This window comes from Enterobacter sp. RIT637 (assembly GCF_019718755.1).
Classification (GTDB): domain Bacteria; phylum Pseudomonadota; class Gammaproteobacteria; order Enterobacterales; family Enterobacteriaceae; genus Enterobacter.
On the sequence record NZ_JAIHAZ010000010.1, the window covers coordinates 40,796 to 65,772 of the forward strand.

Genomic DNA, 24,977 nt, shown 5'->3' on the forward strand with positions numbered 1-24,977 from the left:
CTATGTTCATAGCCCCTTCCCCCAACAAGCAACCCTGCCTGTATTCCCCTGGATACGCAGTTCCCTGTATCTGCCGTATCCCTGCTTCTCTTAAAAATTACATCTCATCCCAATCCTTTGTACTCCACCTGACAAAGGATAAATCAATGCACACACCTTACCCTTTTAATTCCAGATACACGATGAACTGGTTTCTACTGTCTCTACTCAATGACCATCTGAATCAGCTACTGAACCGATACTCCCGAATACAGGCACACAGACTCGACCTGTTCTATCAGAAAGGTACAGAGCGTTATAAACGTCATTCATGGAACGAAACTGAGCAAGAGGTACGCATGCTGGTTGAACGCACTCTGCAGCACACAAATCTGTCAGGGTATTTCTGGGTACTCGAGAACTCTATAGACCACGGCTGCCATGCCCATATCGTGTTCTATCTCGACAGGCACCTTAACCAGGCTACCTACCCAATAGCTGAGAGAGTTGGAACAATATGGCGGGAAATAACGCAACGAGAAGGCTATTACAACCGCTGCGAATACAAGTCCACTTATGAAGTCAGTATTGATAGGCCAGTGAACTACGATGATACCGAAGCCATCCATAACCTGCGCTACATCATCAGCTACCTTGCCAAAGAAGAGCAAAAACACGGTCACTATCACTACGGAGCCAGTGAAGTACCGCCGCCCAGCGGACTGGGGCGTCCTCGCACGCTGTAACTCACTTTATGCACTTTTTTACGTATCAATCCATTGATGTGGAAGGGCTGGTGGTAACGAGCAATCACCCACCAGCTCAGGATAATCCCACAATGGAAGACAGCATCATGACAGAACATATTTCTTTACTCGATGACCAACTGGTGGATATGCGCTTCATCACGAAGCTTACAGGGCTGACAGATAAGTGGTTTTACAAGCTTATAAAAGATGGCCAATTCCCAAAGCCCATTAAACTAGGTCGCAGTTCCCGCTGGAAGAAAAGTGAAGTCGAATTATGGTTACAGCAACGCATTGCCGATTCACGTGGCCACTGATATAGCCTACTCTTTCTGAGCTACTCCTTTCCCAATATCCCCATCGTTTAAAGTAGAGTTCAGTCCTAAAATAATTCACGCGATATTATTTATAATAACATAATCGCGACGGCTCTCAGTTCAGAATCTGAAAAGCAGGAGCCCACCTTATCCCTGGCCTATCCATTACTATGTTAAAGATCTGTCATACCGACATATATTACCTCGGGGTGAGCTTCTTATTTTTTAACAATGTGCCAGAATTATCCTGCGCTGAGCGAACAGTGTTGATACTCAATGTAATACTCTGATTCTGACTCGAGCAAAATTTCAGGAGGTGATGTACTCTTCCATCACCCTCTGCAATTCATCCGGTACGTCTAATCAATTAATTAGAGCTGCGCAAGTATCGCCTCTACGCTCGCTTTTGCATCACCAAAAAGCATGGTGGTGTTTTCTTTAAAGAACAGGGGGTTCTGTACGCCTGCGCAGCCAGTATTCATCGAACGTTTGAACACCACCACCTGCTGTGCTTTCCACACTTCCAGTACCGGCATACCTGCGATGGGGCTTCCGGGATCTTCCTGTGCAGCAGGGTTAACGGTGTCGTTGGCGCCGATGACCAGCACCACGTCGGTATCACTGAAGTCGTCATTAATCTCCTCCATCTCCAGCACTATATCGTAGGAGACTTTTGCTTCCGCCAGCAGCATGTTCATATGTCCCGGTAAACGCCCGGCTACTGGATGGATACCGAATCGTACCTTTACGCCTAGCGCAATCAGCCGACTGGTCAATTCCTGTAAGCGGGGCTGACAAAATACACTCGCGTAGGCCCTTACACACCATTTCAATCCTGCAGGAAGCAAACCTAATGGGAATTCAGTTTAGACTTGCCCATGCCTCAGACGTGGAAGCTATTTTCGACGTCAGAACCTCGGTGACCGAGAATCATCTCAGCCGTAAAGAGATGCAGCAGATGGGGATCACCGAGGCCACGATAGCCGCTATGATAGCGCAAGGCCCCTGCGCCTGGGTGGCGGTTGATAACGGGAAAATCGTTGGGTTTTCAATGATTTTAACGGATGAAGGCTGTCTGTTTTCCGCATGTGTAGTTCCTGATTATGAGAATAAGGGGATAGGACGTGGGCTGGTCAGCGCCGCGGAAACAGAGCTGTTTAAACATCATCAAATTGCCTAGCGCTAAAAACAGCCGTGCGGTGCAGTTTTACAGGCACCTCGGCTGGGGTAATGAAACGGATATTGATGATGCTGACGTTCGATTAGAGAAGCGCAAAATTATCTGAATAAACGCTAGCCCAGTGTTCAGGTCGAAGCCCGTCATGCCCCCTTGATAATGGATAGCGTGGCGTCGGCCCGCTAAACCCACCGCAGGGAGCGAAAGTGTAGCCTTTACGATAACAAGGATGCTGTAGCAAATCGGGTAACCGGGAGATTACCCAAGAAATAAGCCTAAAGGGGTGAAACGGTCTCCACAACATGTTGAAAGACGTAAGGCTCGGAAAGTAGCTCAAACTCTTCATCGTCCGGGTAGGTCACCGCCATGTGATAGTTTTCTCCGGCAAATTCTTTGATCGACTGCAGATCCTGCCACCGTTTTGCCAGAAAGAAATGCGGCCAGTCGCCCTGGGTTTCACTGCGCACGAATGCACCTCTGTTTCCCGGTATGTGCTCCACACCCGTGTTCTCAAGGTGTTTTGCAAAACCTTGCGCATGTTTTAGCGGAACACAGCCGTGTCCTGTTCTGACTATCATTCCCCTTTCCTCTTCCAGTGAAAAATACAACCATGCATCGGCAGACGCCGGACTGTGATTTTCCTGTGAGTGCGGCTCCCAGGATAAAGTGGAAAAAAGGCCGAATATTCCAGCTTAGCCCGGCCCTGTTTTCTGGATGGAGATCGTGCAGCTATGGTATTTAGACGTTTTTAACCTCGTAGTCGGGCAGAGAAAATTGGCTAATAAAAGCATCAAGCGCGTCGGTATCCGGCAGAGCGGTCAGCGCACCTTTGCGGGTTGTCGCGAGGGCACCGCAGGCACCGGCCTGAGCAACGGCCTGGTGGAGCTGTTCAAAGCTCTCCGGCATCCCGTTTTGTGCAATCCAGGCCAGCAAACCGGCGACAAAAGCGTCGCCAGCCCCGGTGGTATCAACACTGTCGACGGTATAACCGTTAAAATGGATGACGCCGTCGCGCCAGAGCACCATGGCACCCTGCGCGCCGTAGGTCACTAACTTTAGCTGCGCGGGGAATGCCTTAAGGGCGTCAAGAGCTCGGGTAAAATCGTGCGTGCCCGTCATCCAGTACCATTCTTCCTCCGAGAGTTTAAGAATGTCGGCCTGTGAGGAAAATTGGCGCACAGTATCGAGCATTTGACGCTTATCGAGCCACATTTGCTCGCGTAAATTCACATCAAAACTCAGCAATCCCCCACGCTGCTTAACTTTGCCGATAGCGGTGGCTAACGTAGTGCGGCAAACTTCGGCGACCAGCGCCAGCGAGCAAAAGTGCAGAATATCGTCGTTAAATTCTGGAAGTCCGTCGGGCGTTAAAAACTGATCCGCGGAAGGATTGGTTAAAAACGTAAACCCGCGCTCTCCATCACCGTTGAGCGAGACCAGCACCGTGCTGGTTCTGTACTGGCTATCCAGCTGAAGGCCTGCGGTTGAGACGCCTGAATCAGACAGCGTTGTTTTTAAAAAATGACCAAAGTCGTCGTCACCGACCCGGCCGATAAAACCGCTCTGGCTGCGTAAGCGTGCGGTACCGACCGCAACGTTGAACGGGGCTCCTCCTGCACAGGCCTGATACTGCATGTCTGAAAGGGGTAGAAGATCGACCACCGCATCGCCAAGCGTCCAGATATTCATGACTTTTCCTCAATAATAATTAACTAATTTTATACATACACGACCTGCGGGCACGTCAGGTTTTGCGCTATAGCCTAACCGTATCCATGCCCCGCCGGTCATTCAAACCTATCTGTTAAAAGTTATAATCCAGCATCACCTTATAATCGGTAGCGATGGCATCGCCGTTAGTGACCCAGCTTCCGCTCTGCTTTATCAACGAGCCGGTAACTTCCCCGGACACCGTGAAGCGGGAGGTCAAAGGATAATTCGCTGACACCTTCAGGTAGCGATTGCGGGTATTCTGGAATACTTCGCCATCCTCGGGCTGGGCATTATCTTTCTTATAATGCCCGTACCCGCCGCTGAGCGTTGTGGATAGCCTCCCCCAGTTGTGCCAGACGCCGAATGAGGTGCTCCAGCTTTTTTCGTCGATATCGCCCCACTGCGCCCGGTCTAAAATGGCGGAAGCGAACTGTTGGCGGAACCAGACCCCGGTGGTGTTGTTGATAATGTATTGAACACCGGGTTCAATCTGAAATGAACGCACGTCACGGTCATTTTGTGAACCGCCGCTGCGGCGGTGGTCAACCTGCTGGTACAGGTAGTTAAAGAAGGAGAGGCTGTCCGTGACGCGCAGATCGGTAAACAGCTTGATGCGCCCCTGCCAGCGGTCCTCAATTGACGAGCTTCCGCCCATAACATCCCAGCCGTAGCGCAGCCGTTTGTAGAAATATTCATGGCCGATAATCAGCTGGGTCCACTGATTCTGGCTGAGGTAAGTCTGATCTTCCCACGTCCCGTTATAGTTGGTGGTTCTGCCCTCAGAGAAAGCCAGATACCAGCCGGGTAACGCATCGTGATGCATAACCCCCTGCACAAAAGTCAGTGAATCCTTCCCGCTGTGGAAATGGCTGTTACGCCAGTTATTATCCTCGATGGCATATTTCATTTTCAGCTGTCCGTGAACGCGGCCACCGGTAGGATTAGAGGAGCGGGCTGAGGTCCACATCACATCCTCATCCAGATATGACCACGGATCCACGGCAACAACCTTTCCCGACAAATCCTTCATGATGCTCATACTTGCATTCGCCAGCGCCGGAAACAGAAGAGCAAAAATAACAGTCAGGGCATGATGGTTTTTCATAATAATATCCCGTTAAATCATTTCTTTTATTTTCAGCGTCGCGTGAAAATTATCGCTTTGAGGCAGGCTAATGCTCCATGGCTTGTTCTGCAAGGAATACATCCGGGTGCTGAATGCCGCCTTATCGTTGATATAAAAGACGGCAATCGAGTCCTGGATCAGGACGCGTAGCTCAAGTTTTTCATCGAGCGGAACATCCACCCAGGATTCAGCGTTGGCCTGGTGAATCGACGCCAGCGGAGCGTTGAAAAAATAAACCTTCCCCTTGCTCCTGTTGAACACAACGTTGAGCGTTGCGTCAGCCACCCTGTCGTCGGTCAGACCAAAGCTCATCACCATTCCGGCAGAGGGAACGTCTATCGTCGCGCTTAGCTCTCCTTTTTTGGGCAATGGCGGATAGACAGATGACTGCAGCGGGCCGAACTGCGTTGCTATGTTTAGCGTTTTACTGCTCGTTAAGGGGGTTACCGGACCAGGGTTGTTATTGATCACCGTGCGAAGCTCCTGGGGAAGGATGCTGTTGAGCCGCCCGTTGCTATCTGAGGTGAGCTCATGGGCAACCAGATTTCCTGCCCAGTCAATCTTGCCGCCGTCGCGGGTGCCCGCTTTGGTCGGGATCCAGCCGAAGACAAACAGGCGATCGTTTTTAAGCGCCAGTTTTCCCGCGTAAAAACCCGATCCATCGACCACATAGTTATCCATTTTTTGCCACGGTCCTTCCGGATTGTCGGCGACCCGGTACTGGGTCAGGCGCAACGGCCATTGGTCGCTAAAGCTGAGATACCAGCGTCCGTTGAAGAAGACTAGCGTCGGGCATTCGAGATTGGCATTGCTGGTAATGGTGTCGTTATCAAAAAATATGCCGCGGTCCTGCCAGTTTTCCAAATCGGTTGAGCTGTAGCGGGCAATCACCCCGCGCCCGTTGCTGCGGGTGGTAATTAACATCCAGTATTCTTTCTTTTCTTCAACCCAAACGACATGCGGATCCCGGAAGTCATTCCCCCGGTAGCTAGCGCCCGGCAGAATAGTATTCTGCGGATGTTTTACCCAGTGAAGGCGATCTTTACTGGTGGCATGCATTATCGATTCAACCGGGAACACGTTTTCATTGTGTGCGGTGTACCAGGCATGCCAGGTATCGCCGACTTTAATCATTGAACCGGTTCCCAGCAGCAGTTCAGGATCGTCCACGTCGTTAACGTAGGGAATCACTTCCGAATGGTTTTGATAATCATATAAGTTGCTGCTCGACAGCAGATGTATGGCGTGTACCCCGAGGTCGCTGCCGCCGCGGATATCGTTCAGATAAAAAATATCAAATTCACCGTCGTTATAGACCGGCATCGGGTCGCCAACAAAGGAGCCTTCGACCCGTGGGAAAAAATCTTTAATATGGCTAATGCTTTTATTTTGTAATGTTTCTTTAGACGGCTGCGACCAGGCTGGCATATTTGCAAACGAAAGCACCAGCAGAGCGACCGATGCCGCTAGCGTTAATTTTTTCATGATACACCTGAATGTTAGAAGTTATAATTCACGCCAACCACGGTAAAGGGATTCCATGAGTGTCCGGTAGATGTCCAGAGTCCGGTTTCTTTAGTGAACTGCGCTTTGAATTCACCATATAGTCGAACTTCGCCATAAATCGGATAGCTAAGGGTGCCGCCAATAAATTTATATCGGCCGTCATAAAAAACTTCTTTGGCATTGCTGGCATTATCTATTTTGTCCTGCCCGACGCCAAAATACAGGGAGGTTAACAGCGGATACCAGTTGCGCCACAGCCCAGCGGTGATTTTCCATTCTTCTTCAACAATATCGCCCCAGCTTTGACGCTCCTGACGGTTATAGTAATAATATGGTCGTAAATACAGGCCGAGATCCGGATTCACGCGGTATTGAATGGCTGGCTCAATTTCGAAAATGTACTGTTCAAGATCGCCATTTCCCGGCTCATTCCCCTGGGGCTGGAATTCGCCGTAAGCGTACCCGGCCAGGCTCCATTTGTTGGTCAGGCGGATGTCCTGCCAGACTTTGAAGCGGTTTTTCCAGCGTTTAGTTGCCGTTTCGGAGCCGACCATAACTTCCGTCCCGATATTACCCCGCCAGGTTTCAAAGATATGGCCAACAAAAAACTCATTGATCGTATTGGTGCCGCCGTAGTCCTGATTGCTGAATTGACCTTTATAGCTGTCTTCCCTCGCGTTCCAGAAGCCAAAATACCAGTTGGGCAGCTCATCGTGTCTTAAAAATGCCTGAATGGTAGCGAGTTTGAATTTACCGCTATTTTTCTTATTATTACTCCAGCGCACATCGTCAATTTCTATTTGCGTGCCGATGTTGCCGTGCAGGCCGCCAGCCTCCATGTTACGGCCGATACTGTTCCAGTGAACGGGCGGATCTTCCTGCCTTAAGCGCAGTAGGCTGACGTCCTCAGGATTATCCGCTTTACGATTTTTTGTTACCCCGGCCGATTTACTCTGCGTTACCTCGGGTAGCGTTGTCGACTTCATAGATTCAGCCGCTGCTCCCGCAGCAACAGGGGACGAAGAAGCACTAAGGGACGATTGCGCATTTCCCTTTTTTACAGGCGATGAAGGCTTTTCCTGAACGTCAGGTTCATCCTGGAAATAGCTTTGATAGCTGCCCGTATAGCTTCCTGGCTGGCCGTTGGTTTCTTCAGCGACGGCAGAAAATGCGGATAATGACAGCATCAATGCCAACGTTTGTTTTCCAGAAGCGAATATATTTTTATTTATTGCTTTAATGCGACAGTGAGGCGTTAATATTTTATCCATTTCGCTCTCTCATTATTCCAGATAATAAAATGCCAGCCAGAGACTGGCAGAAATAAAAATCTCATAGGGTAAGAAGCAAAGCCGATCCCGGCGAAATTATCTCTCCAGAGACCAGTATCCGGCGTCATGTAATGAGGCGGCGCCATGACTGGCAAACAGTGAAATATCGCGCTGGCCCGGCTGCGGATAAATTCGGCTGCTTAAGCAAGCTTCGCCATCGTTAACAAAAACCTCCACTGATGAGCGGTCAATAAAGATGCGCAGTGACAGTAGGTTATCCGCTGGCAGCGGAATGCTGCGCGTGCCTTCAAGCGAATACTCCGGATAGCGACGCTCCAGCACCAGACGCCTCGCCTGATCGTCGACATATATTCTCAGCCCGTCGCCCAATGCCATGCCAAACCGTTCGGCCGTAGAGGCGCTCAGATCCCATACCAGCTGCACTTCGACCGCTTCGGCATCTGCCGCGACGGGGACTTGCTGATTATTCAGGCAGCGAACCGGCATCGGATAATAGCTGCCGCGCAGGGCGGTGACCTCCTCGGCGGGCTTCATCCTCAGACGACGATCGTCGGTAAGGCTTAATTCGCGCGGCAGAGAGAGCATACCGGCCCAGCCATCCTGCCGTTCTGGCATCGGCGATTCCCACATATCCAGCCAGCCGATGACGATGCGGCGACCATCCGGGGTCAGGAAACTTTGCGGAGCATAAAAGTCGTGGCCGTGGTCCAGCTCAATAAACTGTCCGTTATGGCTAAACGGTTGGCCTGGCTGCCACTCCCCGAGCAGGTAGCCACTCTGGAAGAGGTTGCGATGGTGATACCCTTCCGTCGCCATGCCCTGTGGGGAGAACATCAGGACGCGCTTCCCTCCCAGGGTAAAGAAATCCGGGCATTCCCACATAAAACCCTTGCCGTCTTCGGCCTCGGCAAACACGCCTTCGTCGTGCCATTCGCGGAGATCGGTGGAGCGGTACAGGCGCACCTGGCCGGTATTCTCCACGCGGGAACCGACAACCATGTACCAGAACTCACCTTCGCGCCACACCTTCGGATCGCGAAAATGGTGCAGCCCTGGCGGGGTATCAATCACCAGGCCATGCCGTTCAAAATGGATGCCGTCACGGCTGGTTGCCAGACACTGCACCTGGTAGAGATTGTCGTCGGTGTCTGGCGAACCGTGAAACTTATGTCCGGTATAAATCAGCGCCAGGGTATCGCCGTCCACCACGGCGGAGCCGGAGAAGCAGCCGTCTTTATCCGCCGGGCCTTCGGGAGCCAGCGCGACCGGCAGATGTTCCCAGTGCACCAGATCCTTGCTGCGGGCATGCCCCCAGTGCATCGGCCCCCATTCAGGGGAATAAGGGTGATGTTGATAAAACGCGTGATACCAACCGTCAAACCATACCAGGCCGTTAGGATCGTTCATCCAGCCTGCGCGAGCGGCAAGGTGATAGCGCGGATACCAGCGCGAATTAATAGCGGATTGTGCTTTTTCAAGCGTCCGTTCAGCCAGTTCTAATAAGGATGTCATCGTCTTTACTCTCGGTACATTACACAGCTTTTTGCTGCAGAAAGGTTGGCTCAGATGAGGACTTATTTGAGCGCAATAGGAAAATGGAAATAAACGTGGTGCAGAACACCATAATGCCCATGATCAGATAGGACTGGGCGAAGCCAAACTTCTCATAGCTAAAGCCCGCCAGCGGGGATAATACGGTGCCAATAATTGAGCTGGTGCAGGCGAATCCCACCAGATAAATGGTGGAGGACAGGCGCTTGTCGAAGTTCAGGCTGTTGTATTTAAAAATGGCGACCAGCAGTATCGGCAGTTCGACGGCGTGGAGCAGCTTGGTAATCGAAATGAGCAGTGGCCCTTCCACCAGCCCGGAAGCGATCATGCGCAGCGCCATTACCATCCCTGCGAATATCAGGCCATTTTTGGCGCCAACGCGGTTAACCAGCCAGGGCGCGCAAAACATGCCCGCGGCCTCCAGAAAGACCTGGAAGGAGTTCAGGTAGCCGAACATCTCGTTGCCTTCTTTCAGCGTCGGGAACTGTGAAGAGAAGTAGACCGGGAATTGCTGATCGTAGACGCCGTAAATACAGGTGCCGACCACGAAGAATATTAGCGCCCAGAAGCGCGGCAGAGTGAGCAGACGCAGGGCATCATCCAAGGAGACCTTTTTAGCGCCTATCTCAAGCTTTTCCATGCTTGCCGGAGCCGCGATCTTTAAGCGGGCCAGCAGGCAGAAGAAGATGCCCCCTGAGCAAGAGGCCACCAGAAAGTTAAGGTCAGGGTTGATATTAAACAGCAGCCCGGCAAAAAACGTGGCGACAGCCCAGCCCAGCGACCCCCACATGCGGGCCCGACCAAACTCAAAGGTACTCTGCCGCGCAACGCGCTCGGTATAGGACTCCAGAACGCCGATGCCGCCGTTAAAGGTCAGCCCGATAAACAAGCCGCCGAATACGCTGCCCAGCAGAATATTAATGCTCAGCAAATAGCTAAAAAGCAGGTAGGCGGGGCCGGAGAGAATGAGCAGCCCCGTAATGCACCAGAGCAAATGTTTACGCAGGCCAAGCCGGTCCTGAATAAAGCCGTAGCAAACCTGAGCGAAGAGCGCGGATACGGATAACACGGAAAAGATAATGCCGGTTTCCGACGCTTTCAGCCCCACTTCCTGATGCAGCCAGATGGAAAGGAGTGAGCTTGATGAGGACCAGGTCACAAAGAAAAAGAACAGCAGAGCGCTAAGCAGCAGATAGCTTTGGGAAGGCCTTTTTTTCATCAACGTAATCTCAGAGGAATGATATGCTGAGATGGTAACGTTAACATTTTTATTCTACACTTGATTTCGCGTTGATATTCGATGTTAATCACAAAAGTTAACGTTAACATATATGCATTGAGATCAAGATCAAATTTAATTTCGTGGCTTGCAACTCCCCGGGGTTCAACGCCTAGAATAGAATTTTTACAGGTGCTCACAGCCCGCTAAGCGGTGGATTGCGTGCAAATCAGGATTGGATACTTAGTTTGATTAATGGAAGGCTATGGCGTCTTTAAAAGATGTGGCCAGAGTGGCCAACGTATCGCTAATGACCGTGTCGCGGGTGCTTAACGATCCGAAACGCGTGAAGCCTGAAACCCTGTCCAGGGTGCAGGAGGCTATCTTACAGCTAAACTATGTGCCGGACCTCTCTGCCCGGCAGGTTCGTCGCGTCGGCTCCAGGAATAAAACGATTGGCGTGCTTGCGCTGGATACCGTCACTACCCCGTTTTCGGTTGAGATAACGCTGTCTATCGAGGAAACGGCCCGCGCGTATGGCTGGAATAGCTTCGTGGTTAACATGTTTACCGATGATAATCCTGACGATATTGTCGACCTGCTGCTCGCGCACCGGCCCGGGGGGATCATTTTCACCACCATGGGACTGCGCGAGGTGAACATCTCGCCCAGATTACTGGAGCACCCCTGCGTGCTGGCCAACTGCGAGAACACGGGAGAACCGGTTGCCAGCTATATTCCTGACGATGAACAAGGGCAGTATACCGCTGTACAGGCGCTGTTAGCGGCGGGATACCGCCGCCCCCTTTGCCTGCATTTACCTATCAATCATCTGGCGACGCTTCGCCGCCGTAAGGGGCTGGACCGCGCCTGCCGGGAAGCCAATATCAATCCCGATACGCTTGAGCACTGCTATATGCAGTATGGCGATGAGCACTACCGTGATATTCCTGACATTTTGCTGGCGTATCTGGAGCGGGGGCAGCCGCAGTTTGATTCGGTGATCTGTGGTAATGACCGCATTGCGTTTATGGTCTATCAGACGCTGTTGACGCGAGGGATCCGCATCCCACAGGATATTGCGGTTCTTGGGTACGACAACCTCGTAGGGATCGGTAATTTGTTTTTACCTCCGCTATCCACGGTCCAGCTTCCGCACTATGAGATTGGGCGCTTAAGTACGCTGCACATTATTAACGGCGAAAGCCACCGTGAGAAAGTTTTGGTCGATAGTCCCCGGCTGCTGCGAGAATCATTTTGAGCTAGCGGTTAAGCAATCGTCATTTACGCTGCTCCCTCCCTATGCCCGCGGCCAGGTAAACCAGGCCGCCTCACTCTTGGCTCCCCACTCCAATACACGCCAGACGGACGCTCATACCCTCCGCACGATATTTTTATCACTCCTGCCCGAGCCGGTTCTTGGCTCGGGGCATGAAAAGCAGAGGCTCACCTTTCCCTGGTATGCCCATTAATCCCTTAAGCCGTTACCATACTGGCGCAGGTAACCCTGGGGTGAGACTCTTATTTTTAACGACGCGTCAGAACGATCTTGCGCCGTGCGAACAGCGTTTCCGCAGACAGCTGGAATTTATATTCCGCGGCCTTCAGCTTTCTCGATTTAAGCAACTTCAGCGTAACGCCACTTATATGCCCTGCTGCAACCCTTCTCTGAATTTCACCAGCGCTCAGCATGAGCTGCTGCTTCAAAATCGACAACAAGCTGACCTGAAATGAACGGGAAATCCTGACACTAACGCGGACCCGCTGGTGGGCAGTGATGCTTACCGGCCAGCGCTCCTGAACGGTAAAATCAGGCCGACCCGATAGCTCGGCGTTGTTCCGCTTCAGCGTCGCGATATCACAGGCAAAATGTTGAACCGTGGCGGCATCGTTGCTCATCAGCCGATGATAAAGCTGGCGGTCAATTTTGCTGACGTGCAGACGAGAAAACAGGGAAATATTCCAGGTGTAATCACAGTGTGTGCATTTATAGATACTCCACACGTCCAGCACCTTCTTTTGCGAATTAATCCAAAATGCACCTGATGGCGTGAAGTCCCGTTTAATGTTGCATGAAGGGCATCGCTTCGCGATGCGCTGATGCCCCACAGGCGTGACAGTCCATGTAACTTTCATAACGTACCTTTTTTAACCCATACAAAACCGGATCCGTACTGAACGGACCATGAATGTTTATGTATGAAAAATATTTAAGAGATATTTTTCAGTGGGTTAAAAAAAGATTTCCAACGCAAAAATCCTATAGATAGTCAACGAGATAAGTCGAGACTATCAAAATGGCGCTAATCGGGTAAATGAGTTCAATCAATATTTATGGTGGTTAATCACGCTACTTAAACCCGGGAATTCCCTGACCGGGATGTAATTGCATTTATGGCTCATCAGAAGCAATTATCTCTCCAGTTCTCATGAGCGCCTGTCAATTAGCGGTACTGGATAGTTCCACATTGTTTATTATTTGAGTGTGTATTATTCGAATGGCATTATTTAAATAAACGCTAAACAACCATTTATTTAATATGGATATACTGATTTTATTCGTTAACCTGTTCTGGCTAACAAACGAACAGCTCCCCAGCAGGAAACTGTCAACTCGGAAGGAAAACGTTTAGCCGCTTGTGGCTTGTTCTTACCGCCTTAACCGTTACGTTAGCTCCATGGCAACTAACCTTGCTCATAAGTGCCCTGTTTGTGGAATAATTCTTTTTTCATTGTTTAGCAGCCTGAGCAGGCGGCTCTTTTTCAGGAGGCAGCATGCCACTAAATAAAATGAAGCGTCATGCCATACTCCACACGCTCTCTATACCTGAACGTAAACTACGCCCCGTAAAATGGCTTGCTCTTATCTCATCCCTGCTATTTATCTTTCAACTGGCAATTGAGAGCCTGGTCATAAGCGAATAGCAATTCCTGTACAAGACCAAATCTGGAATGATTTTCTGATACCTGTCGGGTGCAGCGCACAAAACTTAACGTACTTTTTTTCAACAACACAAGCATTACGTAGAGTTGTGCATCTGTTGAGTTTCACAGGCATAGACCTGACTGACGGAGTCTGAAAAAGGAAATGAATCATGGATAACTATACGCTACATCGTGGCAGACTTATCGACCATATCCAGCTCGTGGTAAACAACTTTGACGCAAGCAAAGCGTTTTACACTGCTGTTCTGGCGGAACTTAAGATCCCCGTGGTTATCACCGATGACGATTATATCTGGGCTGACGAACTGGTCATTTCGTCCGTAAAAAGTTCGGAGTCTGGAGGGGTGCCTACAGGACGGCACCATCTGGCCTTTCAGGCCACAGACCGTGAATCAGTGAACGCGTTTTACCATGCAGCACTAAATCATGGCGGACGTGATAACGGCGCACCTGCCGAACGAACCTATCATCCCGGATACTATGCCGCTTTTGTTCTGGATCCGGACGGTAACAACATCGAAGCTGTTTACCATGGTGAGGGCGATCGCAGTGCCCGCTCTGTAGAAATCAGCTTCACTGTCTGAGAAAACAGGGAGCATATTTTCCCCCTGTAGCTCCCGGTAACCGCAATGGAGAGCTTTATCTATGACCGTTATTCCGGTATCAGCCCTTGAATGCAGCATTACGGAGTTGAGCCGTATTCTTGCAGACAGCTTTAGTGAATCATTGACACCGTTTGCGTTGCCACCAGAAATATTTGCCTTACGTTTCATTTCCGAAGGACTCAGTCTTGAAGACTCGTTTGTCTGGCTGGTCAATGATAACCCGGCGGCAATAGCCATCGTAACCCGCAGAATGGACAAAGCGCGTCTGGCCGCATTTGGTGTGTTACCCGAGTACCGGAGCCAGGGACTGGCAAAACAGATGCTTACTCCTTTGTTTACCTCCTTAAAAGAGAAAAAGTTTTCCAGCGTGAGGCTGGAAGTGATGCGCGAAAATACCCGGGCCATCGCTCTCTATCACGCGCTCGGTTTTCAGGTTCGCCGACATCTGTGCAAATACCGGGGAGATCCACAGTCTCATCTGGAAATATCTTCAGGGGCTATGGAATCCAAGTCTGTTGATGACTTCCTGCGTACCGTCTGGTCTGCACCAGATGATGATCTTCCCTGGCTGGCCAGTCCCCTGCAGCTCTTGTCTATTCCCTGCGACATCCTCAGGGATAACGAACATGCATGGTGTGCTGTCGCCGAGTTCATGGGGCAACCTCAGCTCCGCTGTTTGTTTGTGGAACCGGCGTATCGTTACCAGGGACGGGCTAAAACAATGCTTAAGAAAATCAATGCCAGATGGCCTGGCATAGGTACATCAGCCGCGATCCCAGAAACGCTGGCACCATTATTTACTGCGGCGGGTTATCAGGCTGAACCGTTATGCCAGTTTGAAATGGAACTGACATTTTAAACTATCGTTATGCTGCGTTCCGCATGACAGGAGAACAATGATGAGTTGCAGGTTTGAATGGATCAATGAGCCCGCCGTATGGTGCTACGAAAATAACGCCCTGTCGGTAATCACAGATGAGCATACTGATTTCTGGTGCCGTACCTGGTACGGGTTTGAGCGTTTTACCGGCCACATCTACGCTACTGATGTAACAGGTGATTTTACTTTTCAGGTCAGGATCCGCGCAGACTTCACCACACTCTATGACCAGGCCGGAATTATGATGCTCTCTGACGAACAGCACTGGCTCAAAGCTGGCATCGAATTTAACGATGGAGCACCTGCAGTCGGGAGTGTACTCACGCGGGGAAATTCGGACTGGGCCACAGGACTCTTTCCTGGGGATCCGAAGGAATTCTGGCTGCGTCTGACCCGTAAGAAAGATGCGTTACGATTGCAGTATTCCTCAGATGGACAGCACTGGCCATTACTTCGCTTATGTCATTTTCCCACGGGCCCAGTAAAAACGGGCATCATGTGTTGTACACCTCAGCGCAAGGGGTTGGAGGTAGAATTTCTTGATCTCAGACTGACTCCTGCGATGGATAAGGAACTGCACGATCTAAGTTGATAATAACCATTCAATAAAAAAAACGGAGAATCCGTTTATGAAGCCATTTTCGGGACGCCTTAGCAGGTATGGCAGCGTGCTATTATTTCCACTGGCGATGATCATTTACGATTTTTCAGCCTACCTGACAACGGACCTTATTCAGCCGGGCGTCATTAACATTATAAATGAGTTACAGGCGGATGTTACGCTGGCTCCAGTATCAGTCAGTTTGTATATGGCAGGCGGACTGGCGCTCCAGTGGCTCCTGGGTCCTCTCTCCGACCGAATTGGTCGCCGCCCCGTCCTGCTCACTGGTGCATTGATCTTTGCCCTGGCATGCCTGAGCATGCTGTTTGTCACCTCGATCGAACAGTACTTTATTGCCCGTTTTATACAGGGAACCAGTATCTGCTTCATCTCCACCGTTGGTTATGTATCAATACAGGAGGCCTTTGATGAAAAGGATTCCATCAGGATCATGGCTGCGCTGACCTCTATTGTTCTGCTCGCCCCAGTTATCGGGCCGGTGGCCGGTGCTGCGCTGATGGCGTTCATTCACTGGAAACTGCTCTTTGCCATCATCGGAGTGTTTGGTCTGGTAGCATGGTTCTTACTACTGTTCAAAATGCCGGAAACAGTTATATCTCAGGGAAGAGAATTCAAACCGGGTGTAGTGCTGTCAGATTTCATCGCGGCATTTCGCCATCCAGTGGTGCTGGCCGGCTCACTGGCAGTCGCTTTTGGTAACCTGCCCATCATCACCTGGGTAGCGCTCTCCCCCGTGATCCTGATTGAGCACGGGGGTATGTCTCCCGGTACCTATGCCTGGACACAGGTGCCCGTGTTTAGTGGGATCATTATCGCCAGTGCGATCGTAGCGAATTTTATCAAAGACCCGACTTCACCGCGTTTTATCTGGGGTACAGTCCCGATACAGCTTGCGGGCTTGCTGGCTTTGCTGGTCGGCAACCTGCTATGGCCACACGTCTGGCTATGGTCAGTACTGGGAACGAGCTTTTATGCCCTGGGTATTGGACTGCTCTATCCGGTGCTGTTTCGCTTTACGCTCTTTTCTCATAACCTGCCAAAGGGCACCGTTTCTGCCACGCTAAATATTCTGGCGCTCGGCATAATTGCCCTTAGCATTGAAATAACCCGCTGGGTTTACTTCCATGCCGGCGGCAGGATTGCTATCCACGGCGCGGCGCTGCTGGCCGGTATAGCCGTCATCATATCAGTTGCCCGCCTGCTTAAATTGCGTGGGCAGCATCAAAGCCAGTCAGTATCACCGGCAGGCTGTCAGGAACAATAATACAAATGTAAGTAAGGAGGGGTTATGTTTTCTTATGTGATGCTGGGTACTAACGATCTACCACGTGCCATCCGATTCTACGATCCGTTGATGGAATTGCTTGGGCATCCTAAGGCAGGCCGGAATGAAGAAGGCGCATCCTGGGGGACGTTCAGCAATAACCATACCATCGGATTGTGCGTCGGCAGACCCTTTAACCAACAACAAGCGGGCGTTGGTAATGGCACGATGGTCGCACTGAATACCCGCTCGTTTGAACACATCCAGCAGTTGTACGAACTTGCTATCAGTCTGGGCGCCAGGGATGAAGGTACACCGGGGCACAGGCCACAATACGGACAGGGATTCCATAGTGCCTATGTACGCGATCCGGACGGGAATAAGCTGGCGTTTGTGTTCTATGCCGATGAGGGTTGAACATCAAACTGACAGTTTTCGTGTTGTGTATGAAAGCGGCGACGCACCGGACATAGTCAGAGAGTAGCCGTCTGGCGGTGACTTTTGTGGTCGCTGAAACTGGGGCAGGAGAATCATTAAACAGGAAGTCTTATGCAAATAATATCGTCAAGATGCATCATTCGACCATTTCAGCCACACGAAATTGATAGTTTTATGGTGTATCGCAATGATGCTGAGTGGATGAAATATCAGGGATTTAAGGGGCTAACAAAAGAGGACTATGAATCAGCATTGCTGGGCGTTCTTACACTGACTCAGGGCATTCAATTGGCCATCGTCAACAAGCGGACGCTGGTTTTGATGGGTGATATCTATTTACGTCAGCAATGCGATGTATTTTGGCTCGGCTATACCATTAGCCCCGCTTATGCTCGCCAGGGATATGCATTTGAAGCCATTACCGCCACGATCGGCTGGATAAAAGAGAACGGTTTTTCACTCATCAAAGCCGGTGTGGATCCGGAAAATACCCCTTCAATAAAATTACTTATCAGGGCTGGCTTCAATTTTTCAGGCATCGAAGAGGGGGAGCATATTTATGCTCTGGATTTAACAAAAGGAGAATAACCTCCCGAGTGGAAAAGCCGATGAGGTCATTTCTGGCGTACTTCAACATGCATTTGTCAGTTTCATCTGCCTTTTTCAGTAAATGGGCTGGCGTTCGATTTCCGAAGTACATCACACTTTTTCTACTGAAGCATATCCCTGCTAAAACTACGTGTTACTATTCGCTCCGTAAATACCTTTCAACTCTACCCGAGGCTTTGATGCTGGAGAATGTAATCATCCGATAATCAGCTCCCCGACCTTTTCAGGCCGGACTGATTATCAATGCGCCGAAATCGAATGCGGACACCGCTGTGTGTTTGCACGTTTTGCACATGATGATTAAACAGGTTTTCCAGTATGAATTTATCCCGTCAGGAACAACGTACCTTACACGTTCTCGCCAAAGGTGGTCGTATTGAGTACGTTCGTGATACGTCTGGCCGCGTCACCGCCGTTGAATGCTACACCCGCGAAGGGCTGTTGCTCACCGACTGCACCCTCGCCACCTTCAAAAAACTCAAAACCAAAAAACTGATCAAGTCCGTCAACGGTCAGCCCTACCGCATCAACACCACCGGGCTGAATAACGTTCGCGCACAGCTTGATAACCGCTAAGGAGAGCTTGATGGATATCAGCACCCTTATTTCCGCATCCCGACACATCCAGCTGTCGGCGGAGGAAAGCAAAATCCCCTGGGACGAACCGGCCTTCAGCCAGCGCATGCTGGCGAACCATTTGTCGCAGGATCACGACTGGGCCAGCCGCAGGCAGGAGGTCATTGAGCAGCAGGTCGAGTGGATCGCCAGTCAGTTATCCCCTGGCGCACATATCCTCGATCTTGGCTGCGGCCCCGGGTTTTATACCCACCGCTTAGCGGAGCGTGGATTTCACTGCACCGGCGTGGATTTCTCACCGGCATCTGTGAGCTGGGCACGTCAGCAGGCGCAAGATGCTGATTTGAACATCGACTATGTACAGCAGGATGTCCGCGCATACTGGCCGGATAAATCGTTCGATTTCATCATGATGACGTTCGGGGAACTGAATGTGTTCAGCACGGCAGATGCGCGCTCGCTCGTCAGCCGCTGCGCGCTGTGGCTGGAGCTGGGTGGCAGGCTGCTCGCTGAAGTCCATACTTTCGACGAAGTTAAGCGTCAGGGAATGGCGGAAGCGAGCTGGCAACGCTGTCCGGACGGGCTGTTTCTCGGCGTCCCTCATCTGCTGCTGACGGAACATGGCTGGGATGAAGAAGCACAAACCAGCTCAACGCAGTTCTGGGCCATAGAAGCAAACGGTCAAACCACCCGTTTCGGCAGCCAGATGACGGCCTGGCGCGATGATGAGTACGTCAGCCTGCTCGACAATGCCGGATTTACCCTGCTTCCTCCTCCTGAAAGCCACGACTGGCCAGTCAGCGAGACATTTGAAGGAAAGCTGTTTGCTCTGCTAGCCGAAAAAGCAAAAACCTCAGAGGAACGTCCTCTTAATACTCAACGCAATAAAAGGAATTCCACATTGGATATCCCACGTATTTTTACCATCAGTGAAAGCGAACACCGCATCCACAACCCGTTCACCGAAGAGAAGTACGCCACGCTGGGCCGTGTGCTGCGCATGAAACCGGAGACCCGCATTCTTGACCTCGGCAGCGGCTCGGGCGAGATGCTCTGCACCTGGGCCAGGGATCATGGCATTACGGGGACTGGCATCGACATGAGTTCGCTCTTCACCGCGCAGGCAAAGCGACGCGCGGAAGAACTCGGCGTCAGCGAACGCGTACATTTTATTCATAACGATGCGGCCGGTTACGTCGCCAATGAGAAATGTGACGTGGCAGCCTGCGTCGGCGCGACATGGATTGCCGGTGGCTTTGCCGGGACGGTCGAACTGCTGGCGCAGAGCCTTAAACCGGGTGGGATCATGCTCATCGGTGAACCCTATTGGCGTCAGCTCCCCGCAACGGACGAGATAGCCAAGGCCTGTGGCGTCAGCTCGACGACCGATTTTCTGACGCTACCAGGGCTTGTGAGTGCTTTCGATGAACTCGGCTACGACGTGGTGGAAATGGTACTTGCAGACCAGGAAGGCTGGGACCGGTATGAAGCCGCGAAATGGCTGACCATGCGCCGCTGGCTGGAGGCCAATCCTGACGACGACTTCGCCGCCGAAGTCAGGGCCGAGTTAAACATCGCGCCAAAACGCCACGTAACTTACGCGCGGGAATACTTTGGCTGGGGCGTGTTCGCGCTCATCGCCAGGTAACAACAGGTTCCCGGTATTTCTGACCGGAGATACCGGGGGCTTCGCCTTTGCTTTGATCTGATGCATCACCTGCACAATACATATTCTGTATATTTATCAATCAGGACATCACCATAAGGAGCATCATATGTCACAACATGAACAGTTCTGTCAGGCTTGCGGAATGCCGATGTCCGCACCCGATGCACACAGTGCCAGTAATCAATATTGCGCGTACTGCAGCGACAGCAACGGCAATCTTAAACCTTGGGAAGAGGCGGTATCAGGCCTGGCCAGCTTCCTTGATTCCTGGCAAAAAGTCGGCCCGGAAGAAGCACAGAAGCGAGCAAAACGTTACCTGACGGCAATGCCAGCCTGGGCTCATAAAGCAGATGAATGAAAAACAAAGCCTGAGTGATTTAGGCTGGCTATCTTCACTCCCCTAATTCCATAAAGGAGAGCAGATGTTTTCTTACATTATGCCTGGGACGAATGACCTGTCACGCGCCATTACATTTTACGATCCGCTGATGGATATGCTGGCATATCCTCGCGGCGGCACGGACGAGGGAGCACTAGGCCTGCGTCCGCATTTCGGCGAGGGTTTCTACAGCGCTTACGTCAAAGGCCACGATGGCAACAAGCTAGCATCCGTAAATTACACCGCACAATTCTTAGAACGATAATTCGGGGGCCTTCGCGCCCCCATCTAAAACTGAACCCATCCTGCAGATTTCAGAGAAGCATTGAACGAGTTGATAAATGCCGAGATGTCTGACTGTTTTTATGCCAGAACTTCATAGTATGACAACCGCAGCACTATCCCCCTCTCATCCCCTTTACATTATTCAACCACATGGCTTCTGTGTGCCCTTCAAGGGCGGCTTAGCCTGCGTGTTGTCTGGCAGAAGACTGAAAACATGTTTACCAAATCCTTTTTCGCCCCGATGGTAAAGATCGTCTAACCGGTTCCCGTACAGCGCAGAGCTCCCCTTACGACAGCTACACCTGCCACTTCTGCGGCAGTAAGCCGCAATACCATCCTGAATACATCACCGAACGCCCGTGGTTTGCACACCGGCCCGACGATCTAACGGAGAACGGGCGACAGCACTGCCCGTATGTAAATCCTGTGGAAAAGGAAGTGAGACGAATTCTTAAGTTGCGCCGTTACGTGGCGGATGCTCAACCCGTGATACTCAGGACTGACTGGCACTGTAGCGACTGCGGCAACAATTACCACGGTGAACGTTATTGCGTGTCATGTGGTACTGGCGACTTGAGCCATATGCCGAAAGAGGCCTCATGATGAGAATACTGCTTATCGTTGACTTCACAAAACCTGCACTGATCTTTTCGATTAATGAATATCACTCATAGTCCCAATCCTCCTGCCTGTGATTATCAGCGAGCACAAACCCGTTAACATCCCCCTATCTCTTCATGCTCAACGGATCACCATGCTTAATCAACAGGCACGAACTCACTCAACTACAGTAAAAAAAACTGGTCTATCATTTTTGCTCATTCTTAGCGCCCTGATGGCTGTTACCTCCTTATCAACCGACATCTATCTTCCCGCCATGCCCGTCATGGCGAAAGATTTACAGGGTGATGCTGAGCTGACAATCACAGGGTTTCTTATCGGCTTTTGCATCGCACAACTGATATGGGGACCGATTAGCGATCGTTATGGGCGTCGACTGCCGCTGTTTATCGGTTTAGGTCTATTCATCGTCGGCTCGGTGGGCTGCGCGTTATCAACAGATATCGTGCAAATAGTCTTCTGGCGCGTTTTTCAGGCGTTAGGTGCCTGTACCGGGCCGATGCTGGCTCGAGCAATGATCCGTGACCTGTTTAGCCGTACTCGTGCAGCACAAATGCTTTCGACTCTGATGATCATCATGGCCATCGCGCCGATTGCCGGGCCCCTGATCGGCGGGCAGATGATTAAAGTCACCTCGTGGCATGCCATTTTCTGGCTGCTGGCGATTATCGGAACATTAATGCTAATGTCTTTATTCTGGCTACCGGAGACATTACCTGCTGAAAAACGCTCGCAAGCCTCCGTAACCAGAGCCTTTCACAACTACTATGCCTTGCTCACCAACGCCAGATACATGCGGTTTACTCTGTGCCTGACGTTCTACTACGTTGCAGCCTACGCCTTTATCACCGGTTCTCCGTTTGTGTACATCACGTACTTCGGGGTTGACCCGCAGCATTACGGTTGGCTGTTTGCAGTAAACATTGTTGGACTTATGGCAGTGAGCATGGTCAACAGACGCCTGGTTCACCGCTATCCACTGGAAGCGTTGCTCCGGAATGCCGTATTCATCGCCGCTATTGCGGCGATAGTGCTGGCGGTCACCACCGGCCTGGGCGTAGGTGGGATTATCGTGATTGTCGGCGCTGTGTTCGTGTTCTTCTCTATGAATGGCATCATCGCGGCGACATCCACGGCTTGCGCTCTGGACGCAGTGCCTAATGTGGCTGGCTCCGCGTCGGCGCTAATGGGCGCGTTACAATACGGCAGCGGCATCATCTCTTCACTGCTTCTTGCCTTGTTCAGTGATGGCACACCCTGGACGATGGGCTGGATAATTGCGTTGTTTACAGCAGCCAGCGCCCTGATGGCACTGACCGTTCAGATAAAGAAATAAAACGTCGTTATTGATGCCAGACGACACTTTCGTCCAGAGATACCCGCCCTTCCCTGTAACTCAGGGAGGGATGCGTTTTATCTGGGATCCCAAAAGAAATACCGTAAAGCAGCCTGAAACCCTCAGGAACATTTAATATTCGACGCACCGTTTGGGCAAAATAACTCAGCACTGCCTGTGGAACGCCTGCGTAACCGCGAGCTGCCAGGGAAAGCAGGAATGTCTGGGCATACATACCGGCATCCGAGGCTACGCGAACATTGTCCCCTACAGCAGGAATGAACAGCAGGGCAACATGAGGCGCGCCGAAAAACCTCACATTACGCTCGACCACTTCTGAGCGACTTAAGCAATCCCCCCGCGCCACGCCCAGTGCCAGATAGTATGAGCGCCCCTGCTCCGAAGCCCGTTGCCTGAATGGCTCGGGATAAGCTTCTTTATCAAACGTAAAATCAAGGCTGTAGTTCCCAGCCCTCAGATCTTCCGTCAGTGCGTGGCTTAATTCACGAAGTTTATCTCCTGCAACAATATGCAGGGTCCAGGGTTGAGTATTGCAGTTGGATGGTGCGCATTGCGCTTCGAGCAAAATGTCTTTGAGGATATCGCTGGGGATGGGAGATGGAAGAAAGGCTCTAGCCGAGTATCTGTTTTTTACTACCTCACTAAATGTTGGCTCTTGCGTACTCATTTGCTTCTCCGCCTGAAAGTAATTTGAAGTGAATGATTCACTCTCTCCCGAACCATCCTGTCACATCAGGCTCATCGTTTTCATTCCCGGTTCCAGATTAGGTCTATGAATTCCATTCATAGCGTCTATTTAAGCAGCGTAATTATCTTTAACCGCAACTTCGTTAATCTGGGTCTATCGCGTGAACACGCAAGCGGAAAATGGCTACAGCTGATGGACATACCCCAGCCTGCGCGGCTGGGGCGTCATCGGAGGCTAACTAAATATTTTTATCGAAGAAGACGTCTAACTTTTGCATTGCCTGGTTAACGTATTTGGGCACCCAATACGTCTCGATATGGGTAGCGCCATCGATCAGGAAAAGTTCTTTGTCCTTCGTACCGGTGGCTTTCGCGAACGCGTCTTCAGTCATGTAGAGCGTATCCGCTTTTGTACCGGCAATCATCAGCAGCGGTTTATTGATGAGATTGATATGGTCCGTTACGTCAAAGCTCATCAAATCCAGAAGACTGCTGGTGGTGTATTTAAACGTGGAATTCGGGTGCGCGTGGGTTTTCCAGTAGTACTCGTAGCCCTGGCGATACAAGGCAAAAGGTAATTTAGCAATCTGTTCATCAGTCAGGTTGGCATCGCCGGAGTAAAGCACTTCTCCTCCGGCTGCTTCCTGAGCACGTGCGTCAGAAGCCTGCTGAAGACGCTGCTGGATAGTATCCAGCTGTGAATCCTGCATACCGTTGCGGCGCACAAGGCCTGAATTAAACATGCTGATAGTTGCTATCGATTTGAACCGCTTGTCAGTTTCAGCCGCAACAAGTGAATACCCGCCGCCTCCACAAATACCCAGCAGACCAAGGCGGGCGGTATCGACACCAGGATACTGACTGATGTAGTCAGCCATGCCGTGAATGTCCTCGATACGATTAGCAGGTTTATCCACGCTGCGCGGCATCCCACCGCTAGCGCCCTGATACGCCGCATCGGCGGTAATCGTGATGTATCCCTGCTCGGCGAGACGCTGAGCATACAACCCGGCGACCTGTTCTTTTACGCCGCCATTAGGATGTGCCACCACTACAGCAGGGTATTTTTTGGCGGGATCGTAGTTAGCAGGGGTATAGACATTCGCAGCAATCTGGATGCCATGCAGATCGTATTTCACCGGATGAATGTTGACCTTACCTTTGACATTCTCAGTTATGGCACCGTCATAGACGAGTGTGAATGGATTTTTTTTGTAATCAGCCGCATTGGCTGAGGTCACTCCGGCCATTGCCGTGAGTAGCATTGCACTGATAAGCGTGAATTTCATGATCTCTCCCGATGAGTATTGGCCTGGTTATACAGGCTCGCGGAATCAAATTTGCAGGCTCAGAGTAGGCGGAGAGGGCTGTCAGCATCGTGACAGGGAAATAACATTTTTGTCAGGGAACGGG

27 protein-coding genes are annotated in these 24,977 nt (G+C 51.1%); 16 read left to right on the forward strand and 11 right to left on the reverse strand.

Going from position 1 to position 24,977, the window contains the following annotated elements; all coding sequences use genetic code 11:
* The first annotated feature begins 146 nt into the window (after window positions 1-146).
* Together K5E19_RS15175 and K5E19_RS15180 are read left to right on the forward strand one after the other, a co-directional pair.
* Window positions 147-725, forward strand: a complete 579-nt coding sequence (locus tag K5E19_RS15175; RefSeq protein WP_221551972.1) for an inovirus-type Gp2 protein — start codon at window positions 147-149, stop codon at window positions 723-725.
* A gap of 92 nt (window positions 726-817) precedes the next feature.
* Window positions 818-1,042, forward strand: coding sequence for an AlpA family transcriptional regulator (locus tag K5E19_RS15180; protein WP_249418089.1), 225 nt, complete (start codon window positions 818-820; stop codon window positions 1,040-1,042).
* A gap of 371 nt (window positions 1,043-1,413) precedes the next feature.
* On the opposite strand, the gene K5E19_RS15185 is transcribed toward K5E19_RS15180, so the two are convergent.
* Window positions 1,414-1,890 (reverse strand): NAD(P)(+) transhydrogenase (Re/Si-specific) subunit beta, encoded by a 477-nt coding sequence (locus K5E19_RS15185; RefSeq protein ID WP_260411817.1) that lies wholly within the window; start codon window positions 1,888-1,890, stop codon window positions 1,414-1,416.
* Between the two features lie 5 nt (window positions 1,891-1,895).
* On the opposite strand from K5E19_RS15185, the gene K5E19_RS15190 reads away from it, so the two are divergent.
* The gene (locus K5E19_RS15190) at window positions 1,896-2,222 is read left to right on the forward strand and encodes a GNAT family N-acetyltransferase (protein ID WP_226862755.1); all 327 of its coding nucleotides are present in this window, start codon (window positions 1,896-1,898) and stop codon (window positions 2,220-2,222) included.
* A 272-nt stretch (window positions 2,223-2,494) separates the two neighbouring features.
* Here K5E19_RS15190 and K5E19_RS15195 read toward each other — a convergent pair whose 3' ends face one another.
* The 7 genes from K5E19_RS15195 to K5E19_RS15225 form a co-directional block, all read right to left on the reverse strand.
* On the reverse strand, window positions 2,495-2,797 hold the full coding sequence (locus K5E19_RS15195) for a hypothetical protein (protein ID WP_040018513.1): 303 nt from the start codon (window positions 2,795-2,797) through the stop codon (window positions 2,495-2,497).
* A gap of 160 nt (window positions 2,798-2,957) precedes the next feature.
* The gene (locus K5E19_RS15200) at window positions 2,958-3,908 is read right to left on the reverse strand and encodes an aminoimidazole riboside kinase (RefSeq protein ID WP_063444313.1); all 951 of its coding nucleotides are present in this window, start codon (window positions 3,906-3,908) and stop codon (window positions 2,958-2,960) included.
* 115 nt (window positions 3,909-4,023) lie between these two features.
* Window positions 4,024-5,037 carry an OmpG porin family protein gene (locus K5E19_RS15205; protein WP_032681794.1) on the reverse strand — a complete coding sequence of 338 codons (1,014 nt, stop codon included), beginning with the start codon at window positions 5,035-5,037 and terminating at the stop codon, window positions 4,024-4,026.
* A 12-nt stretch (window positions 5,038-5,049) separates the two neighbouring features.
* Window positions 5,050-6,543, reverse strand: a complete 1,494-nt coding sequence (locus K5E19_RS15210; protein ID WP_221551973.1) for a glycoside hydrolase family 32 protein — start codon at window positions 6,541-6,543, stop codon at window positions 5,050-5,052.
* Window positions 6,544-6,557: 14 nt separating this feature from the next.
* The gene (locus K5E19_RS15215; RefSeq protein ID WP_032681795.1) at window positions 6,558-7,835 is read right to left on the reverse strand and encodes an OmpG porin family protein; all 1,278 of its coding nucleotides are present in this window, start codon (window positions 7,833-7,835) and stop codon (window positions 6,558-6,560) included.
* A gap of 96 nt (window positions 7,836-7,931) precedes the next feature.
* Complete coding sequence (locus K5E19_RS15220) at window positions 7,932-9,368, reverse strand: glycoside hydrolase family 32 protein (RefSeq protein ID WP_059356143.1); 1,437 nt, start codon at window positions 9,366-9,368, stop codon at window positions 7,932-7,934.
* A 19-nt stretch (window positions 9,369-9,387) separates the two neighbouring features.
* Window positions 9,388-10,629, reverse strand: coding sequence for an MFS transporter (locus K5E19_RS15225; protein ID WP_221551975.1), 1,242 nt, complete (start codon window positions 10,627-10,629; stop codon window positions 9,388-9,390).
* A gap of 262 nt (window positions 10,630-10,891) precedes the next feature.
* Between K5E19_RS15225 and K5E19_RS15230 the strand changes: the two genes are divergently transcribed.
* Window positions 10,892-11,887 carry a LacI family DNA-binding transcriptional regulator gene (locus K5E19_RS15230; protein ID WP_221551976.1) on the forward strand — a complete coding sequence of 332 codons (996 nt, stop codon included), beginning with the start codon at window positions 10,892-10,894 and terminating at the stop codon, window positions 11,885-11,887.
* A 266-nt stretch (window positions 11,888-12,153) separates the two neighbouring features.
* On the opposite strand, the gene K5E19_RS15235 is transcribed toward K5E19_RS15230, so the two are convergent.
* Window positions 12,154-12,762: a DUF1062 domain-containing protein gene (locus K5E19_RS15235; RefSeq protein WP_221551977.1), complete on the reverse strand. Its 609-nt coding sequence runs from the start codon at window positions 12,760-12,762 to the stop codon at window positions 12,154-12,156.
* 959 nt (window positions 12,763-13,721) lie between these two features.
* Between K5E19_RS15235 and K5E19_RS15240 the strand changes: the two genes are divergently transcribed.
* The 12 genes from K5E19_RS15240 to K5E19_RS15295 all read left to right on the forward strand — a co-directional run bounded on the left by K5E19_RS15240 (window position 13,722) and on the right by K5E19_RS15295 (window position 22,856).
* Entirely contained in the window at window positions 13,722-14,156 is a 435-nt protein-coding gene (locus K5E19_RS15240; protein WP_059356762.1) for a VOC family protein, read from the forward strand.
* A gap of 61 nt (window positions 14,157-14,217) precedes the next feature.
* Window positions 14,218-15,036, forward strand: a complete 819-nt coding sequence (locus K5E19_RS15245) for a GNAT family N-acetyltransferase (RefSeq protein WP_221551978.1) — start codon at window positions 14,218-14,220, stop codon at window positions 15,034-15,036.
* A 40-nt stretch (window positions 15,037-15,076) separates the two neighbouring features.
* Window positions 15,077-15,649 carry a DUF1349 domain-containing protein gene (locus tag K5E19_RS15250; RefSeq protein ID WP_221552022.1) on the forward strand — a complete coding sequence of 191 codons (573 nt, stop codon included), beginning with the start codon at window positions 15,077-15,079 and terminating at the stop codon, window positions 15,647-15,649.
* A 37-nt stretch (window positions 15,650-15,686) separates the two neighbouring features.
* The gene (locus K5E19_RS15255; RefSeq protein WP_221551979.1) at window positions 15,687-16,943 is read left to right on the forward strand and encodes an MFS transporter; all 1,257 of its coding nucleotides are present in this window, start codon (window positions 15,687-15,689) and stop codon (window positions 16,941-16,943) included.
* Between the two features lie 24 nt (window positions 16,944-16,967).
* Complete coding sequence (locus tag K5E19_RS15260) at window positions 16,968-17,360, forward strand: VOC family protein (RefSeq protein WP_072420584.1); 393 nt, start codon at window positions 16,968-16,970, stop codon at window positions 17,358-17,360.
* Window positions 17,361-17,492: 132 nt separating this feature from the next.
* Window positions 17,493-17,969: a GNAT family N-acetyltransferase gene (locus K5E19_RS15265; protein ID WP_221551980.1), complete on the forward strand. Its 477-nt coding sequence runs from the start codon at window positions 17,493-17,495 to the stop codon at window positions 17,967-17,969.
* 339 nt (window positions 17,970-18,308) lie between these two features.
* On the forward strand, window positions 18,309-18,566 hold the full coding sequence (locus tag K5E19_RS15270) for a YjhX family toxin (RefSeq protein WP_072420586.1): 258 nt from the start codon (window positions 18,309-18,311) through the stop codon (window positions 18,564-18,566).
* A gap of 10 nt (window positions 18,567-18,576) precedes the next feature.
* The gene (locus K5E19_RS15275) at window positions 18,577-20,214 is read left to right on the forward strand and encodes a class I SAM-dependent methyltransferase (RefSeq protein WP_166465540.1); all 1,638 of its coding nucleotides are present in this window, start codon (window positions 18,577-18,579) and stop codon (window positions 20,212-20,214) included.
* Between the two features lie 127 nt (window positions 20,215-20,341).
* Window positions 20,342-20,593, forward strand: coding sequence for a zinc ribbon domain-containing protein (locus tag K5E19_RS15280; RefSeq protein ID WP_063444322.1), 252 nt, complete (start codon window positions 20,342-20,344; stop codon window positions 20,591-20,593).
* A gap of 64 nt (window positions 20,594-20,657) precedes the next feature.
* Window positions 20,658-20,879 (forward strand): hypothetical protein, encoded by a 222-nt coding sequence (locus tag K5E19_RS15285; RefSeq protein ID WP_221551981.1) that lies wholly within the window; start codon window positions 20,658-20,660, stop codon window positions 20,877-20,879.
* Window positions 20,880-21,124: 245 nt separating this feature from the next.
* Window positions 21,125-21,502 (forward strand): putative zinc ribbon protein, encoded by a 378-nt coding sequence (locus K5E19_RS15290; RefSeq protein WP_409334608.1) that lies wholly within the window; start codon window positions 21,125-21,127, stop codon window positions 21,500-21,502.
* A 151-nt stretch (window positions 21,503-21,653) separates the two neighbouring features.
* Window positions 21,654-22,856: a multidrug effflux MFS transporter gene (locus K5E19_RS15295; RefSeq protein ID WP_221551982.1), complete on the forward strand. Its 1,203-nt coding sequence runs from the start codon at window positions 21,654-21,656 to the stop codon at window positions 22,854-22,856.
* Window positions 22,857-22,863: 7 nt separating this feature from the next.
* Here K5E19_RS15295 and K5E19_RS15300 read toward each other — a convergent pair whose 3' ends face one another.
* Both K5E19_RS15300 and K5E19_RS15305 read right to left on the reverse strand, forming a co-directional pair.
* Window positions 22,864-23,544 carry a nitroreductase gene (locus K5E19_RS15300; RefSeq protein WP_166465514.1) on the reverse strand — a complete coding sequence of 227 codons (681 nt, stop codon included), beginning with the start codon at window positions 23,542-23,544 and terminating at the stop codon, window positions 22,864-22,866.
* A gap of 259 nt (window positions 23,545-23,803) precedes the next feature.
* Window positions 23,804-24,853, reverse strand: a complete 1,050-nt coding sequence (locus tag K5E19_RS15305) for an alpha/beta hydrolase (protein WP_221551984.1) — start codon at window positions 24,851-24,853, stop codon at window positions 23,804-23,806.
* Window positions 24,854-24,977 lie beyond the last annotated feature (124 nt).

Excerpts from the sequence above, each read along its gene's own strand:
- K5E19_RS15305 (WP_221551984.1), bottom strand. The coding sequence starts at position 24,853 with ATGAAATTCACGCTTATCAGTGCAATGCTACTCACGGCAATGGCCGGA.
- K5E19_RS15265 (WP_221551980.1), top strand. The coding sequence starts at position 17,493 with ATGCAAATAATATCGTCAAGATGCATCATTCGACCATTTCAGCCACAC.
- K5E19_RS15180 (WP_249418089.1), top strand. The coding sequence starts at position 818 with ATGGAAGACAGCATCATGACAGAACATATTTCTTTACTCGATGACCAA.
- K5E19_RS15230 (WP_221551976.1), top strand. The coding sequence starts at position 10,892 with ATGGCGTCTTTAAAAGATGTGGCCAGAGTGGCCAACGTATCGCTAATG.
- K5E19_RS15280 (WP_063444322.1), top strand. The coding sequence starts at position 20,342 with ATGTCACAACATGAACAGTTCTGTCAGGCTTGCGGAATGCCGATGTCC.
- K5E19_RS15205 (WP_032681794.1), bottom strand. The coding sequence starts at position 5,037 with ATGAAAAACCATCATGCCCTGACTGTTATTTTTGCTCTTCTGTTTCCG.
- K5E19_RS15235 (WP_221551977.1), bottom strand. The coding sequence starts at position 12,762 with ATGAAAGTTACATGGACTGTCACGCCTGTGGGGCATCAGCGCATCGCG.
- K5E19_RS15275 (WP_166465540.1), top strand. The coding sequence starts at position 18,577 with ATGGATATCAGCACCCTTATTTCCGCATCCCGACACATCCAGCTGTCG.
- K5E19_RS15200 (WP_063444313.1), bottom strand. The coding sequence starts at position 3,908 with ATGAATATCTGGACGCTTGGCGATGCGGTGGTCGATCTTCTACCCCTT.
- K5E19_RS15270 (WP_072420586.1), top strand. The coding sequence starts at position 18,309 with ATGAATTTATCCCGTCAGGAACAACGTACCTTACACGTTCTCGCCAAA.
- K5E19_RS15250 (WP_221552022.1), top strand. The coding sequence starts at position 15,077 with ATGAGTTGCAGGTTTGAATGGATCAATGAGCCCGCCGTATGGTGCTAC.
- K5E19_RS15195 (WP_040018513.1), bottom strand. The coding sequence starts at position 2,797 with ATGATAGTCAGAACAGGACACGGCTGTGTTCCGCTAAAACATGCGCAA.
- K5E19_RS15245 (WP_221551978.1), top strand. The coding sequence starts at position 14,218 with ATGACCGTTATTCCGGTATCAGCCCTTGAATGCAGCATTACGGAGTTG.
- K5E19_RS15285 (WP_221551981.1), top strand. The coding sequence starts at position 20,658 with ATGTTTTCTTACATTATGCCTGGGACGAATGACCTGTCACGCGCCATT.
- K5E19_RS15190 (WP_226862755.1), top strand. The coding sequence starts at position 1,896 with ATGGGAATTCAGTTTAGACTTGCCCATGCCTCAGACGTGGAAGCTATT.
- K5E19_RS15215 (WP_032681795.1), bottom strand. The coding sequence starts at position 7,835 with ATGGATAAAATATTAACGCCTCACTGTCGCATTAAAGCAATAAATAAA.
- K5E19_RS15255 (WP_221551979.1), top strand. The coding sequence starts at position 15,687 with ATGAAGCCATTTTCGGGACGCCTTAGCAGGTATGGCAGCGTGCTATTA.
- K5E19_RS15295 (WP_221551982.1), top strand. The coding sequence starts at position 21,654 with ATGCTTAATCAACAGGCACGAACTCACTCAACTACAGTAAAAAAAACT.
- K5E19_RS15210 (WP_221551973.1), bottom strand. The coding sequence starts at position 6,543 with ATGAAAAAATTAACGCTAGCGGCATCGGTCGCTCTGCTGGTGCTTTCG.
- K5E19_RS15240 (WP_059356762.1), top strand. The coding sequence starts at position 13,722 with ATGGATAACTATACGCTACATCGTGGCAGACTTATCGACCATATCCAG.
- K5E19_RS15175 (WP_221551972.1), top strand. The coding sequence starts at position 147 with ATGCACACACCTTACCCTTTTAATTCCAGATACACGATGAACTGGTTT.
- K5E19_RS15260 (WP_072420584.1), top strand. The coding sequence starts at position 16,968 with ATGTTTTCTTATGTGATGCTGGGTACTAACGATCTACCACGTGCCATC.
- K5E19_RS15220 (WP_059356143.1), bottom strand. The coding sequence starts at position 9,368 with ATGACATCCTTATTAGAACTGGCTGAACGGACGCTTGAAAAAGCACAA.
- K5E19_RS15300 (WP_166465514.1), bottom strand. The coding sequence starts at position 23,544 with ATGAGTACGCAAGAGCCAACATTTAGTGAGGTAGTAAAAAACAGATAC.